Source organism: Saliniramus fredricksonii (assembly GCF_900094735.1).
Taxonomy (GTDB): domain Bacteria; phylum Pseudomonadota; class Alphaproteobacteria; order Rhizobiales; family Beijerinckiaceae; genus Saliniramus; species Saliniramus fredricksonii.
The window spans coordinates 984,036-998,916 of sequence record NZ_FMBM01000001.1 but is presented as its reverse complement, the minus strand read 5'-3'; the positions used below and the strand labels follow the sequence as shown (position 1 = coordinate 998,916).

The window sequence follows — 14,881 nt, the reverse complement described above, 5'->3', positions numbered from 1 at the left end:
CTTCGCGACACGACCGACTGGTTCGCCTTCAGCTGGACCAGGAGATAGTTTCCAGTCTCATGAGCAACCTCGAATGTTTTTTTGGCACTGCATGGCATCGAGGGTGAACAAACGCGCGGTCAGGCCCAACGCTTTGATCATGGCCTGTGCGGCGGGGATCTCGTTGCTTTTCTCGGCGATTGCCATGTGACCAAGGATGATCTGCCCGTCGATGGCAAAGGCGCTCAACACATGCGCGGCCTTGCGGTCGTGGAACGCATCGAAGCTGCCACGCAGGGTCTTGCCATCGATGGCCACCGCCGAAGGCATGCCGGCGCCTTCAACCGGGGCCTCGGCAAGACCGGAGGCATGTTCGCGGAACACGCGCTCAATCTCGTCCGCATCAAGTCCATGCAGGATGAAACGGACCGAGGAATAAGCAGGAGCACGGGGAAGCGACACACCAAACCCGCTGTTCAGCCGGTCCAGATGGGTCTGGATGAAGCCGTGAACGTGACGATATGACCGTGCACCGGCCAGCATCGCCAACACCGTGAACAAAAGGATCGGGGCCAACGGATATATCTTCCCTTGACCACGCCAGGGGTCAGAAACCTGGGAAAACAGTGACAACAGCGTGCTTGCCATCGGGCAACCCTCCAAAATGATGGTTGCCCCTCATAGATTCAGACAAAATGCGGCGAGGGAATCCCCAAAATTCACCGCGCGTCACGCCAAAATCAAATTACCCAATCTCAGCGTTGAACAGCCCTGGAATAAATTCTGCGCTCAAGCGATCAATGTATTCTTCGCCTCGAACAGCAAACTTCGCATTATCCCATCACCGCATTTCGAAATACGCCCGGACCAATCGACTTCTCCAGACTGGTGTTTTCGAGGCATGAAACCCAGAGAGGCCCTGACATTCACACCCCAGTTCCAATCGATACTGTCGCTGATCGTTCCCAGGTGGAATTACCAAGACCATTTTTGAGCACTGTCGAAAACTTACGAGGCAATTTAGGGGCATCATTGGTTGCTCAGAGCGCAAATTATATTATATGAGTAATATTTATATATAATAATTTCTATACATATAGAAGGGTGCACCAGGTGCGCACTTCTGTACACCGTTGTACCAGCGAAGAATCCGCGCTATGCCACACCCAGCCTTGGAGCACCACACGGACTGTCCAGCCGTTCGGAACTTCCCGGGTGGCAAGGTTCAGGTGGTCGTTGCCAACGACTTTCAGGATTTCCCAATGACGAAAAAGATCAAGGTGGTCTATATCGCCGGCAGGGGCCACAGCGGCTCGACGCTGCTCGATTTGATACTCGGCTCGCATTCCAGGTTGGTTTCCGTTGGTGAGATCAAGCAGAAGGCTCTGACACGCCTATTTTCCAATGTGTCGAAGAGGCCCTGCACCTGCGGTGCGAGGGTCGGCGATTGCAAGTTCTGGAACGCCGTTCGCACAAAGCTAGAAGCGCAAGGCATCATCTCCGGTGAGAAGATCGAATCCGGGGACCCGGTGGCCAACCGAATATTCGTCCAGGCGGTCCTCGAAGTCTCGGGCAAGCACATCTATGTCGAAAGCACGAAGAGCCCTGAACGGCTCGAGCGGCTCATGAAGTGCCCTGATTTCGATGTCTTTGTCGTTGGCTTGTATCGCGATCCGCGGGCCGTAGGGTATAGCGGCGCCCGCAAGGGTCGAAGCTACTACATTGGATTCTACAAGTGGTGGAAGCTATATCGAAAAATTGATCGACTGATGGCGTGTAGAGAAGATAGTTTCATTCGGACATACTACGAGGATTTCGTAGTTGACCCAAAAGCTGAAGTAAAACGAATCATGCATGCAATCGGGGACGAATTCGAGGCGGCGCAGTTGAACTACCACAAGCATGAGCACCATAATCTCGAAGGCAACCGAATGCGTTTCAACGAGCAGTCCGAGATACGCCCCAGCACCAGCTATCTCGATACGTTGAGCCCGCTGCAATGGCTGGCCGGTAGTATGATAAGCGCCTTATTCCTACACCGCTTCGGCTATGCCTTCTCAAAAAATGCGATGCGTTGGCGAATACGGCGTGAAAAGTGCGCCGGCACAAAACATCACAACGCGATCTGAGAACCACTTGAATTTGCGTCAGTCGAAGGTGAAACGAAGTTCATACCCATGCGCACTGAAGACAGACACACGAGAAAGCTGCGCAAGGCGCGCCGCAGGAGCGAAGGCCTGGCCGGGGCTGCTTCAATATTCCTGACCAGTGGTCGCAATTATACGTCAACTATCCTGAGTCTTCTACGATCCGTGACCGAGTCGCAGCGGAAAAAGCTTCTGACTGGATTGTTCATCGGTGGCCTCTACCTTGCAGGACAGGCGGCGGCATTGTTCATCATCTACTGGTATGCCCAACTGCTTCAAACGAATACACCTGTCACTTTCCCCTTGATCGCCTACGAATCGTTGCCGCGACAAGATGTTCGCCTTCTTGCGCTGGTGACTGTGTCAGCAGCCCTTCTTTTCAGCGGGAGTGTGTTGTTTCTCTTTCTTTCTCGCGCAATTACGCTGGCAGTAACGCGCGCATGGTTGGCGGTGCGCCTCGATGCGATCGCGCGGATCTCGACCCGCCTGCCGGACTCTCGCGCTGCGGGTGCGAGCCGCTTGGTGGCCGAATCCGGTCTTTCTTCTGTTGCAAACGGGTGTAAGAGGTCTACGATTGCAGTGATAGGCCTACTAAACTCATTTGTTCCGATTGTCGGCGCCCTCGGGGCTGCCTGGCTCCTGATCTGGATCGATCCGTTTCTGACGGCGATACTGCTCGGGGGCATCGCCGTATGGTCGCTGCTTCTCTACCCTTTGACCTTGCGGGCGGTGCGTTTCACGCGGATGCGCGAAAAGGCCCAGGCCGCGTTCAAGGATGAAGCCCGCAACCTCAGCCCTGATCCCGCATTGCAGCCGTATGAACTAATGCAGAGTGCCGTCGATATCGCAGCGGCGTATATGGGACGCCGACGCGTCACCAGCGAGATCATGCTCGTTACCCAGGTCGGTGTTGCCGGAATTCTCGCGGTAGCAATTTTCTACGTGACTACTGGCATGATGCGCGACGATGCCGACTGGGCGATCTTCATCGCCTATATCGGCGCACTCCGTATCACACTATCAGGGTGTTCGAACGGCATACAGGCCTACGCCCGAGTTAGCCGATACTACCTCGAGATCAGCCGCTATCAAGAGTTCACGCAGGACGTGAAGGGTATGGATGAGCGGGAATTCGGCTCCGTCGCACCGGGAGACATGCTCGAAATCGGCAAAGACGGCGAAGGCAGGGCGAGACTTTTGCCCGCGGGGGTGCGTGTGGCGGTGATGGGGCTGGAGAAGCCCCAGGACGGCCCGGTCGTGCTCGTCGATGCGCGGCTGCTCGGCTCCCGCATGCCCCTGAAATCCGCCATAGCTGATATCGGATGGGAGGATGACGAGCCGAGGCTCGTTGTCGATGATCCGCAAACTTCGCTCGTGATCGTATCCACGCGACCAGTGGTCACGGACGATGACGGCAATGGGAAGAAGCTTCGCGACCATACCGCTCTCGATTGCAAAAGCATGACGACCTTCTTCGTTTATCGGGATATCCCCGAGACCGACGACCTTCCAGAAGACTACCTTCTTGTCATTGATGATCTCGACATCGTAGCGCTGGAGCAATCCGGCACGAAGGGCTGGCGCCCGGCCATAAAAAAGGCGCGCCGGCTCGTGCAGAAGAATAAGGCGAGCGGCAGGAGCAGGCGCAGGGCTGGAGATCACGATGACGATGAAGATGAGTGACGTTGCAGCATTAGCGAAAGGCGCAGGTGGCAAATATTGATAATCCGCGCCGCAGCACGACGCTCAGTTTACGAAACCGCGCGACCGCATCACCCAACTTAAGAGTTTTCTTTGATTGGGGTATTTGTGGTCAAGCTGCTCCTGCGTTTTTTTCTCGGGTCGTTCCGCGAGGTACTCGCTTCTCTTTGCGATCGGCGTACAACCGCCGCATCATGGGGTCAGTAGAGCGTGGCGTCTCGATCTGTTGCACGACCTTGCGAACCGTGGTTCTGCAGGTTCTGGGTTCTCAACGAGATCACCTCGCCCATCGTCCCCGAGGAACGATCCGGGTATCGCCTCTTTGGGCGAAAGCTGTATTCAGATCACGTGCGTCTGCTGCATCCTCTGTTGGATTGTTGGTGATCAAACTGTTACGGCTGCAGGCGCCTTTCCGAAGCGGAATTCGGTCGCGTCCGCCCACATGCGATGCAGGATGACGGCCAGTTTGCGGGCCACAGCGACACGGGCACGCGCCATGCCGCAGCGTTTCGCGATGTTCATGCCCCATGCCCTGAGGCTCGACCATTTCTTCGAACGTACAAGCAGCGAATGTGCAGCCTCATAGAGAGCGGTGCGGGCAAGTTCGTCGCCACAGCGGCTGATCCTGCCCAGGATATCTGTCTCGCCCGATTGGTACCGTGCCGGCGTCAAACCGAGATGAGGCCCGACCGCCTGTGAGGAGGCGAACCGCTCCGGTCGATCGATGGTGGCGCGGAACGCCAGCGCCATTATCGGCCCGACACCGGGTGCACTCATCAGGCGCCGGCAGACTTGCTCATGCCGTACAATGTCGAGCACCTGTTTGGTCAATCGTGCGAACTCTTTCAGCATGGTGTTGAGGATCGCCAGAAGCGGCTCGCCCATGGCCATGACCTCGGCATCGGAGCCGGCCAACTCGCGCACGCGGCACCTTTGCCATGTAGCCGTCAGCACCTTCGAGACGGCGGCCTTGATGCCTTCGTGGGCATCGGAGACCACGAGCTTGACGCCACGCAGGCCGCGCCTCGTGAGCTTGCGCAGGAACCCGGTCCAGAAGGTCTCGGCCTCCGATGGGCCGATATCCATGCCCAGCACCTCCCGGCGACCATCGCTGTTGACGCCCACGGCGACAGTCACGGCAACGGAGACGATCCGGCCAAATTCCCGGCCTTGCGCACGAACCTTCACATAGGTGGCGTCGATCCACAGATACGGCCAGTCTCCCTCGATCGGGCGTTCGAGGAAGGCTTTCACCCGCTCATCGATCTCCTCGCAGAGCCGGCTGACCTGGCTCTTGGAGATCCCGCTCATGCCGAGCGCCTTGACGAGATCATCGACGGAGCGCGTCGAGATACCCTGAATGTAGGCCTCCTGGATCACGGCGGTGAGGGCTTTCTCCGCCATCCGCCGCAGTGCCAGGAATGACGGGAAGTAGCTCTCCCCTTGCGCAGCTTTGGAATGCGCAGCTCCACGGTCCCGGCCCGCGTCTCGGTCGCGTCCGTCAAGCTGGTGTAATTTTCTGGATGGCCTGAGGTCATGATCAGGCGGCTTTTGTGGTTATGCTGAGGATGGGATCGATCTCCTCCTTGTCGATCTGTGCGAATGCCTCGACCATCATGTAGCGGCTTGATGTCTGCCATTCGTCATTCTGCTCGAAGAGCACGGCGCCGATCAAACGCATGATGGATGCTTCATTGGGGAAGATCCCGACGACGTCGGCGCGTCGCTTGACCTCCTTGTTCAGACGTTCAATTGGGTTCGTGCTGTGCAGTTTGGTGCGATGCTGGCGCGGGAATGACATGTAGGCCAGCACGTCGTGCTCGCTGGCATCCATGAGATCGGCCAGTTTTGGCCAGCGCGGGCGCAGTTGCTCTGCGACCTTGCGCCAGGTTTCGCCGGCATGGGTGCGGTCGGGTTGATCGAAGGCCTGTCGGATGGCAGCGGCGACGACAGTATGCTGACCACGCGAGACATGGGCCAGGGCGTTGCGCATCCAGTGGACGCGACAGCGTTGCCAGGTTGCTTCGAAGACCCGGGCGATGGCGGCTTTGAGGCCTGTATGCGCGTCGCTGATGACCAGTCTGACGCCCCCCAGGCCGCGAACGCGCAGGGATCGAAGGAACTCGGTCCAGAATGTCTCGGCCTCGGACGGGCCGATACCGAGGCCGATGATCTCACGGCGTCCCTCGGTGTTGGCGGCCACGGCGATTATTGCGGCGACTGGTACGATCCGTCCGCCCTGGCGCACCTTCAGATAGGTGGCGTCGAGCCAGAGATAGGGCCATTCGCCGGTGAGCGGGCGGTTCAGGAACTCGCCGACACGTTCGTCGATGTCCTTGCACAGCTTCGACACCGTGCTCTTCGAAATGCCGCTCAGCCCCATGGCCTGCACCAGCTCATCGACGCGACGGGTCGAGACACCACTGATCCACGCCTCCTGGATGACGGCCACCAGCGCCTGTTCCGAGGTCTTGCGCGCTTCGAGAAAGCCCGGGAAGTAACTGCCTTGACGCAGCTTGGGAACCCGCAGGTTCAGCGTGCCCAGACGGGTATCGAGAGCGCGCTCTCGATACCCGTTACGCCACGTTGTGCGTTCGCCGCTGCGCTCGTGCTTGCCAGCGCCGATCAGGCCTTCGACATCCGCCTCCATGATCAGCTGCAGGACGGCCTCGGCAACGCTGCGCAGAAAGTCTCCCTGATCGTGCTTGGCCAGAAGTTCGGACAGGTCCATGTTCGTCTTGGTCATCGGGGTCTCCATGTGGTCCGGGGTTGAAGTCAGCAAACTCCACCTCGACCATACACCTCGATGGCCACCCAGGATCACACCGTTGACGGCACTGAAATTACACCAGCTCCTTGGACGCTACCCGCGTCTCCCAGTCGCGATCACGATAGCCGTTGCGTTGCGCCAGGCGATCGGTACGCTTCTCGCCATAGCCGGCACCGGTATGAGCGCCAACCTCCATCTCCATCAGGCGCTCGGCGGCAAAGCCGATCATCTCGCGCAGGATATCCGCGTCAGGGGTCTTCTCCAGGACCCTGAGCAACCCTGCGTGCGAAAGTTCATCATGGAATCGGTCATCGGTCGTCCTTTCAGGTCAGGTTGAGTCTCCAACCCAATCCTACCGGAAGATCACCGATCACCACCCGTCCCGCGAAGCCGACCGTCCGCTACAGCGCAATCAAAAGCGCGCGAACGGACGGCTTCGCTAGCGTCGAGCTACACCATCACGGGGGACATGACCTTTGCTCGTTCGCTGAGCTTGCAGTCCCGGTTTTTGCTGGACGTCAGGACTTGCAGCGGATGGCGCTTGCAGTAAAGAGTATTTTTATACATACATAATTATGAATATAGGAATATGGCGCACATGTGTGGCGAGCGTTTTTCCATAGATGACTGGGAAGTCGGGGAGCGTTCTTTGCGTCGGCTTATATGGTTTCGGGGGGCGCTTGTTGCGGGGGTCAGTCACTGCCTTGAGGTCAAGTTCGAGATCAGCAGTCCGCCGGACTCAGGGAGCTTACAAGCATTTATCCGTTTGACGCCGACCCTTTTTTGCATTCGAACGCATTCTGTCAGACTGACCGCAGTCGGGAGCCTCGGATGGGGATCATACGCCAAGTGTATTGGCTGGACATATTTTAATGTCACAGATTTCTTCATTCATCTTCTCAAAGAAGATGAAATTATCCAGCTCATGCGTCTTCTCGTCAATCAAGAGTTTGTGACATTCAGGATAAATTGCATCAAAACCAAAAAACGTATTGGAGAGATACCTTTCCCAAACCCGGGAGGGATAAAATCCATCCCATGTTTTTTCCCTAATATCTTGAATAATTTCTGAATACCGAGGAAGTGCAGGGTCTTGCTGCTGCGCGGCATGATCCGAATTTTGGTTGATTACAATCCAAGCGCGATTGCCCCATCTTCCTCCATCTCATCCTGCCAGGCGTAGGCCTGTCTGATCCGTGCGTATCGTGGGCCGGCGATTGTGCGTAATCCCTCCGGGTCGAGTGCGGTGATCCGACCGCGGGAGTACTCCACAATCTGTCTTTGGCGTAAATCTTGAAGGGCATTCGAAGTGCTGATGCGCCCGATGCCGAGGCTCTCTGCAAGCTCGTCCTGTTTGAGTTCGAGCACTGCACCATCCATGCGATCAAAGGCCAGGGCCAGCCAATGCGCGACCTGGACAGCAGAACTCTCAATGCGCGCACCGGCAACGGTTTCCATCAGCTGGATCACGAGCGTCTGTGCATAACGGCGGGTCGCTACACGCAGACAGGCAAAACGTTCGGATGCCTCGTTGAGAACTGGTATGGGGATGAGCGTAGCGGAACCTGAAACGCGAACGACCGAGCGGCTGAGAGCACGCTCGCCACCAAGAATAAGAGCCAGGCCCAGGAAACCTTCACGCCCGATCGATACCTTTTCGGCGTTGGCGCCGTCATGATCAAGATCCGTCATCAATGACAGAATGGCAGTTCCCGGAAAACAGGCATGCGTGAACGGTGCGCCAAGAGGATAGACTTCGTTTCCTCCGAGCAGACACTGCGTAATTGCGTAGGGGGCGAGAAAAGTTTGCGCTTCTGAAGACAATCGGCTGAGCAACTTATTGGGGAATGTCACTTCGTCATTTCCTTGCTTTTCTCGATAAACACGCGGAACTTCCCCTCTTTCCGCCTTTTTGAGCTGCCTTTTGCGGCGTTGCAAGCCCATCTTTGTAGGTTCACAAATATGTGACGTGGTTAAGCATGTCAAGCATATCAAAGTATATTTTTATATTTTTGTTTATGAGAAATCATAAATAAATCATAGGGTCAACTCAAAACAAACGAATATTTGAACGGTTATGTGTCTTTATGTCGCATCTTTCGCTGATTACGAGCGTAACCCGACGAATACAAGTTCGTTATATCGGTCAAAAAATTATTATTTTATTAGTTTGTATGCATAATAATATACCTAAGAATATTCGTGAATATGCTCAGGCAGGTATCAGGCGCTCTCGATCGATGCACCCTGATTCGAAATGGGGGAAGGGAAAATGGGGATTCTGTTCAAGCGTGGCACTGCTGCGCAACCTGCTGACGGCAGCCTGGCGGCGTCAGGGCAGCTCGCACGAGGCCATACTGCATCTCAGCCGGGAGTGATCCGGCCGCCACTGGAAACGGTGGCAGAGAATCTGCCGGTCAACATCCTGACGCTTGATCCGCAAAGCGGCATCATCACCTATGCCAACCGAACCAGCATCGTGACGCTGAAACGCATCCGCGAGCATCTGCCCCAAGGCCTCGACCCGGAAAAGATTGTCGGAACGTCTTTTGACATCTTTCACAAGCGTCCGGAGCACCAGCGGGCGATCGTGGCCGATCCGAAGAACCTTCCCTGGCGGGCCAAGATCAAGCTCGGCCCGGAGCGGATGGATCTCAACATCACCCCCGTCTTCGACGTTCAGGGCCGCTACGTCGCCGCCGCCCTGACCTGGTCGGTGATCACGGAATTGTCGAATTCCATCGATGCCTTTGATGCCATCATGGAAGAAGCCATGCAGGGCGTGCGTCGTGCCAATGGCAGCATGCGCGACGCCGCCGATAGTGTCATCGGCTCGACCCGTGAAGCGACCGAGACGGCAACCTCCGCCTCGTCAGGCGCCGAGCAGACCAGCGCCAATGTCCAGGCCGTCGCCGCCGCAGCCGAGGAACTCGACAGCTCCATCAGCGAGATCTCGCGTCAGGTGGACCAGTCACGCGGGATCACGAAGAATGCCGTGCAGGAGGCGCGGGAAACCTCGCAGAGCGTGCAGGCTCTCGCGGATGCCTCCCAGAAGATCGGCCAGATCGTCTCGCTGATCCAGAACATCGCCGGCCAGACCAACCTGCTCGCCCTCAACGCCACGATCGAGGCGGCCCGGGCCGGAGAGGCCGGCAAGGGCTTCGCCGTCGTCGCCCAGGAGGTGAAGAACCTCGCCTCACAGACGGCCAAGGCGACCGAAGAGATTTCCGAGCAGATCGCCGCCATCCAGGAATCGACCCAATCCACCGTCGCCGCCATCGGACGCATTTCCACGACGATCGACACGATCGACGAGACTTCGGTGGCGATCTCGGCTGCGGTCGAGGAGCAGGCGGCGACGACGAGCGAGATCTCGCGCTCGGTCACCGAAGCAGCCACCGGCAGCGCGTCGGTGAGCCAGGCGATGGGTGACGTCGCGCAGGCAGCGCGGCGTTCGGCGGAGTCGGGAAAGAGCATGACAACAAGTGCCTCGACGGTCGATGCGGAATGCGAGCGCGTCGCCCGGGCGGTCGCGGATTTCATCGAACAGGTGCGCAAGATCTGACAATAGCGGGCGCAATGGACCGCACCCACGATCAATCATGCACCAGCTGGCCTCGGCAAAAGCAGGTGCAACGAAGCCTCAGGGCCAACGACGAGATAAACAAGGCAGACGATCATGCGATACATCAAGTGCCCGGAATTCATGAGCGCAGGAACAATCGCATTATCAGGTCATGGGGTGGCCGAGGATGTGGAGATCGCAGAGCATCCTGCTTACCGACAGCTCGCGACCGAGCTGACAGCTTACAAGAATGCCCTCGACACGCACGCGATCGTTGCTGTGACCGACCGCCGCGGCATCATCACGGCTGTCAACGAGCCCTTTTGCCGGATCAGCGGCTATAGCCGTGATGAACTCCTGGGAAAGACGCATGCCATCTTGAATTCCGGTTCCCATGAACGGGCATTCTTCCAGACGATGTGGCGGACCATTGCCTCGAACGAGGTCTGGCGAGGGGAAATCTGCAACAGGGCAAAAGATGGTCGTCTCTATTGGGTCGATACAACCATCGCGCCTGTCGTCGCCGGCAATGGTCAGATCGAAGGCTATGTTGCCATCCGCACCGACATCACGCAACGCAAGCTGGCAGAAGCCGCACGGGAAGCCGAGGTCGAGGCCCGTCAAAAGGTTGAAAGCCTCGTTTGCGATGTCATGTCGGCCATCCCTGATGGGGTGGCCGCTTTTGATTCCGATGATCGCCTGATTCTGTGGAATGAGGGTTTCCTCGAAACCTATCCACTTGTTGCACCCAAAGTGACCCAAGGTATCACCTTTGAAGAACTGCTGCGGGAAGGTGTCGCATGCGGCGAGTTTCTGCAGGCAGGAAACAGCCCGGTCTCACAAGAAGCGTTCGTCCAGAGAGCGCTCAGGGATCATCTCAATCCAGGGGCACCCGTGCAACGCAAGAGGTCTGAAGGCGGCTGGATCCAGGTTCGCGAGAAAAAGACGCCTTCAGGATACATCGTCGGTGTGCGAACCGATATCTCTGACCTGAAGGCTGCCGAGGAGCGGTTGCGTCTGCAGGCCGAAACGGATGCCTTGACGGGCCTCGTCAATCGCAAGGTTTTGCTGCGGCGTCTCAACAGCACGCTTGTGGCACGGCGTCGTGATGGGGAATACGGTGCTCTCGCTTTCCTTGATCTCGACAATCTGAAAGTCATCAACGATATCCACGGTCACGATATCGGCGACAGTGTCATCAGGACACTTGCCGAGCGCGTGTCGGCAATGATCGACAAGAGCGCAACCCTTGCCCGTGTCGGCGGCGATGAATTTGCGCTTTTGTGGCCCAAGGTCACTGGCGATCAGGAAGCCTTGACCTGGTGTGAGGATCTGCTCGCGACCCTTGATCGTCCCATGAAGATTGCCGGGCGCGCGATCGCGCCGCGTTGCAGTGTCGGCCTTGCCCTGTTCCCCGATCGCGATCATGGGGCCAAGGATATTCTCAAACATGCCGATATCGCTCTTTACGAGGCAAAGAATTCTCGCCGTGGGACGGTTCGTCTGTTCGCCTGCGACATGCGGCAGAAGATCGAACGTAACCGCAAGCTTGCTGATAACCTCGCGGTCGCCCTGCTCGCAGACGAAATCGACATTGTTCTTCAGCCACAGGTGCGTATCAGCACCATGCAGCACGAAGGCTTTGAAGCCCTCTTGCGCTGGAAGTGCGAGGGCGAGGCGATCCCCCCGCAGGAGATCGTCGCCATTGCCGAGGGACACCATCTCGGTCTTCAACTCGGCGACGCGGTTATTTCCCGGGCCTGTCGTGCCCATGCTCAGATGCAGGCCCTTGGATTCAAGGCCGGCAGGCTCGCCATCAATGTCACGACGGCACAGTTGCGCGATTCGGAATTCAGCCGACGACTGATACAACTTTCCGGCGACTTCGGGCTTTCTCCAGAAGATCTCTGCGTTGAAATCACTGAGACAACCCTGCTCGACCGCGCTCTGGAGATCATCACTGCCAATCTTGAGGATCTGCATGAGCAGGGCGTCCTGATCGCCCTTGATGATTTTGGCACAGGATACGCATCCCTCACGCATCTCAAGCGGTTTCCCGTGGATGTCCTCAAGATCGACCGATCGTTCATCATGCATATGACGCCCGGAAGCGATGATGCGGCAGTCACCGAGGCCATGATCAACCTTGCACGCACCCTGCACATCGAGGTTGTCGCGGAGGGTGTCGAGACATCCGAGCAATACGCCATGCTGCGTGAAATGGGCTGTGATCTGGCACAGGGATACCTTGTGTCCAGACCTGTTCCGCCTTCGGGCCTCGCCGGATACCTCTCGACCACCACCAAATCCGAATATCTCGTTTGAAAATGCTTCAAGAAGGAGCACGCCATGCATCCGAAAATCGCTGCGCGTCGCAAGGAGGTTTCGTTACGGCCCATCCAGCAGATCGACGCCCGCCTCGAAAAGGCCCTGGTAGACAGTGACCATCATCTTGCAAGAATTGAGAGCAGGACCTCAGGGCGTCAGACATTTACGCGGGAGCGGGAATTCTGCCAGCACGCGCGTGTTTTACTCAAGAGCACCACGCCCGACACAGAAGCCGGTGCAGATGCGCGTGCAAACATCATCGTCGGGCTCACTCAAATGCGCAATATGCTCCAGGTTATCGCAAGGGATGCCGGAGTGGCATAGGGGGCCATCAAAGACCGGCGATAACGAGCAGTGATGATGTCACTGCGGCAAGGACAAGCAAGCCACAGCAGGCATCGATGATGCCGCCACTCACAACAGCCTCGCGCAGGGAAAAGCCATTTCCTGCTGGGCTCCTAAGCGTATCCATGGCAAGCCTCAGTCATATGCTGCCCGATGAACATACGCACTTGGCGTCAATATTCATATACGGGAGATTCCCGAGAAGGCGGCAGCTTGGCGGGGCAGCCGGGACAATCGGATGAGCTTGCGGTCGCGCATACACGCTCGGCTTATATGCAAATAACAAAACAAGCATAATTATAATTTTATTCATTTATGGGCTTCAGACTAATCGCAATTTGGTGGAGCATTGACGGTTCGAAGAACACGCAAAGGGGCTGACATGGCTACTCTCATGAAAAATCTCTCGATCAAAGCTCGCATAAGTTGGGCATTCGGACTCGTGCTGATGCTTTTCGCAGGGGTCTCCGGTTACGCGACGTTGTCGCTCTTCAAGGCGGAAACCCTCTTCGGTGAGTATCGCGAGGTGTCCGATCTCACCGGCGCAACACTCGATATGCGGGGTGACTTTTACTCAGCACGCACCAGCGCCACCGTCTTCATGCGCGACGGTGATGAAGATGACCTACAGCGTGCTCAAGCAATGCTTGCGGGGGCTTTTGACCAATATGCGCAAGCGCGAGAATCCGTCATCAATCCGGAACTTGGTTCGGCATTGGATGGTCTGAATGCGGCGTTGACGGATTACCAGGTGCTGCTTGATCGTCTGGCAAGCGAGAATGCCTCCGGCGAAGCCGCCATCGAACAACTGGAAACACTGGGTATACAGATCACTGCCCAGATTACCGAAACGGCACAAGGCTTCTATGTCCGCCGTGATGAGGTCGGCCCGGTTATCAACGCGACTCTTCAAACCGCCGAGCTGATTGCCATGTGGACGACCGCGATCGGTCTCGTACTTGGTGCCCTGATCGCCTTTTTCCTTGCCAGATCGATCGTGAACCCGGTGACCGGATTGACCTCGGCCATGACGAAGGTCTCGGATGGTGATCTCGCAACGGAAATACCCGCTCTTGATCGCAGAGACGAGGTGGGTGCCATGGCCAAAGCACTCGCCGTTTTCCGCGATGCGCTCCGTCGCAACAAGGAGATGGAGGAGCAGGCCAAGGCCCGTGAAGCCGAAGTCGAGGCGCAGCAGCGTGCAGCCCTGGTGAAAATGGCCGATGAGTTCGAATCGACCGTCGGTGGCCTTGTACGGCAGCTCTCCGCGTCGTCCGCAGAGCTCGAAGCTACGGCCCGCTCGTTGTCCTCAACGGCGGAAGAGACCAACATGCAATCTGCTTCTGTCGCCTCCACCGCAGAGCAGACTGCGGCGAATGTCCAGGCCGTTGCCACAGCGACCGAGCAACTCGCCGCCTCTGCGCAGGAGATCGGCAGTCAGGTTGCCCAAACCGCAACGAAATCCGCCAGTGCCGTCGAGCAGGCCCGCGAGACCAACGAACTCGTCACCGAACTTTCCACCTCCGCCCAGAAAATCGGTGAGGTGATCGCCATGATCAGCGCAATTGCGGAACAGACCAACCTGCTGGCGCTCAACGCCACCATCGAGGCCGCTCGGGCCGGCGAGGCCGGCAAGGGTTTTGCCGTGGTCGCAGCCGAGGTAAAGGGGCTCGCGGATCAGACGGCGAAAGCAACCGAGGAAATCTCTTCCCAGATCACCGGAATGCAAGGTATCTCGCAGAAATCCGTCACGGCCATCGGTGCGATCGCGCATCAGATCGAGGAGATGAGCGCTCTTGCCAATTCGGTTGCTGCGGCTGTCGAAGAGCAGCAAGCCGCAACCAGCGAAATCTCACGCAACGTTGCTGAAGCTGCACGCGGGACACAGGAATCGACCAGCAACATCAGCCAGGTCCGCGAAGCATCAAGCCATACGGCATCAGCCTCCGAACAGCTTCTGACTTCCGCTAACGAACTCTCCGAAAACGCCGGCACGCTGGAAACCGAAGTCTCGCAGTTCCTGGAACGTGTGCGAGCCGGGTGAGG

At 57.4% G+C, this 14,881-nt stretch carries 11 protein-coding genes and 2 pseudogenes; 6 read left to right on the top strand and 7 right to left on the bottom strand.

Annotated elements, in window-relative coordinates:
* Positions 1-57: 57 nt before the first annotated feature.
* On the bottom strand, positions 58-627 hold the full coding sequence (locus GA0071312_RS04525) for an ISAs1 family transposase (RefSeq protein ID WP_074443767.1): 570 nt from the start codon (positions 625-627) through the stop codon (positions 58-60).
* Between the two features lie 141 nt (positions 628-768).
* The gene (locus GA0071312_RS04520; protein WP_083204306.1) at positions 769-909 is read right to left on the bottom strand and encodes a transposase; all 141 of its coding nucleotides are present in this window, start codon (positions 907-909) and stop codon (positions 769-771) included.
* Between the two features lie 332 nt (positions 910-1,241).
* On the opposite strand from GA0071312_RS04520, the gene GA0071312_RS04515 reads away from it, so the two are divergent.
* On the top strand, positions 1,242-2,108 hold the full coding sequence (locus GA0071312_RS04515) for a sulfotransferase (RefSeq protein WP_165603951.1): 867 nt from the start codon (positions 1,242-1,244) through the stop codon (positions 2,106-2,108).
* Positions 2,109-2,156: 48 nt separating this feature from the next.
* Positions 2,157-3,809, top strand: coding sequence for a 6TM ABC transporter family protein (locus tag GA0071312_RS04510; RefSeq protein WP_131817706.1), 1,653 nt, complete (start codon positions 2,157-2,159; stop codon positions 3,807-3,809).
* Between the two features lie 402 nt (positions 3,810-4,211).
* On the opposite strand, the pseudogene GA0071312_RS19120 reads toward GA0071312_RS04510, so the two are convergent.
* The 4 genes and pseudogenes from GA0071312_RS19120 to GA0071312_RS04485 form a co-directional block, all read right to left on the bottom strand.
* Positions 4,212-5,317, bottom strand: a pseudogene (locus tag GA0071312_RS19120) (IS256 family transposase); the annotation flags it as partial.
* 50 nt (positions 5,318-5,367) lie between these two features.
* Positions 5,368-6,573: an IS256 family transposase gene (locus GA0071312_RS04495; protein ID WP_074444054.1), complete on the bottom strand. Its 1,206-nt coding sequence runs from the start codon at positions 6,571-6,573 to the stop codon at positions 5,368-5,370.
* A gap of 103 nt (positions 6,574-6,676) precedes the next feature.
* Positions 6,677-6,874, bottom strand: a pseudogene (locus tag GA0071312_RS04490) (transposase); the annotation flags it as partial.
* 851 nt (positions 6,875-7,725) lie between these two features.
* Entirely contained in the window at positions 7,726-8,541 is an 816-nt protein-coding gene (locus GA0071312_RS04485) for a Crp/Fnr family transcriptional regulator (protein ID WP_083204304.1), read from the bottom strand.
* A gap of 454 nt (positions 8,542-8,995) precedes the next feature.
* On the opposite strand from GA0071312_RS04485, the gene GA0071312_RS04480 reads away from it, so the two are divergent.
* From GA0071312_RS04480 to GA0071312_RS04470, 3 genes are all read left to right on the top strand, one after another.
* Positions 8,996-10,162 (top strand): methyl-accepting chemotaxis protein, encoded by a 1,167-nt coding sequence (locus tag GA0071312_RS04480; protein WP_238947096.1) that lies wholly within the window; start codon positions 8,996-8,998, stop codon positions 10,160-10,162.
* Positions 10,163-10,276: 114 nt separating this feature from the next.
* Positions 10,277-12,487 carry a sensor domain-containing protein gene (locus tag GA0071312_RS04475; RefSeq protein WP_083204303.1) on the top strand — a complete coding sequence of 737 codons (2,211 nt, stop codon included), beginning with the start codon at positions 10,277-10,279 and terminating at the stop codon, positions 12,485-12,487.
* A 24-nt stretch (positions 12,488-12,511) separates the two neighbouring features.
* Positions 12,512-12,814, top strand: a complete 303-nt coding sequence (locus GA0071312_RS04470) for a hypothetical protein (RefSeq protein ID WP_074443761.1) — start codon at positions 12,512-12,514, stop codon at positions 12,812-12,814.
* A 7-nt stretch (positions 12,815-12,821) separates the two neighbouring features.
* Here GA0071312_RS04470 and GA0071312_RS19870 read toward each other — a convergent pair whose 3' ends face one another.
* Positions 12,822-12,962, bottom strand: a complete 141-nt coding sequence (locus GA0071312_RS19870; protein WP_165603950.1) for a hypothetical protein — start codon at positions 12,960-12,962, stop codon at positions 12,822-12,824.
* Positions 12,963-13,217: 255 nt separating this feature from the next.
* Here GA0071312_RS19870 and GA0071312_RS04465 point away from each other — a divergent pair, with 255 nt between their 5' ends.
* On the top strand, positions 13,218-14,879 hold the full coding sequence (locus GA0071312_RS04465) for a methyl-accepting chemotaxis protein (protein ID WP_083204302.1): 1,662 nt from the start codon (positions 13,218-13,220) through the stop codon (positions 14,877-14,879).
* The last annotated feature ends 2 nt before the right edge of the window (positions 14,880-14,881 follow it).

What these genes read in the sequence shown, in the direction of transcription:
- GA0071312_RS04485 (WP_083204304.1), bottom strand. Translation starts at nt 8,541, where the DNA reads ATGGGCTTGCAACGCCGCAAAAGGCAGCTCAAAAAGGCGGAAAGAGGG.
- GA0071312_RS04510 (WP_131817706.1), top strand. Translation starts at nt 2,157, where the DNA reads ATGCGCACTGAAGACAGACACACGAGAAAGCTGCGCAAGGCGCGCCGC.
- GA0071312_RS04495 (WP_074444054.1), bottom strand. Translation starts at nt 6,573, where the DNA reads ATGACCAAGACGAACATGGACCTGTCCGAACTTCTGGCCAAGCACGAT.
- GA0071312_RS19870 (WP_165603950.1), bottom strand. Translation starts at nt 12,962, where the DNA reads ATGGATACGCTTAGGAGCCCAGCAGGAAATGGCTTTTCCCTGCGCGAG.
- GA0071312_RS04470 (WP_074443761.1), top strand. Translation starts at nt 12,512, where the DNA reads ATGCATCCGAAAATCGCTGCGCGTCGCAAGGAGGTTTCGTTACGGCCC.
- GA0071312_RS04475 (WP_083204303.1), top strand. Translation starts at nt 10,277, where the DNA reads ATGCGATACATCAAGTGCCCGGAATTCATGAGCGCAGGAACAATCGCA.
- GA0071312_RS04525 (WP_074443767.1), bottom strand. Translation starts at nt 627, where the DNA reads ATGGCAAGCACGCTGTTGTCACTGTTTTCCCAGGTTTCTGACCCCTGG.
- GA0071312_RS04465 (WP_083204302.1), top strand. Translation starts at nt 13,218, where the DNA reads ATGGCTACTCTCATGAAAAATCTCTCGATCAAAGCTCGCATAAGTTGG.
- GA0071312_RS04515 (WP_165603951.1), top strand. Translation starts at nt 1,242, where the DNA reads ATGACGAAAAAGATCAAGGTGGTCTATATCGCCGGCAGGGGCCACAGC.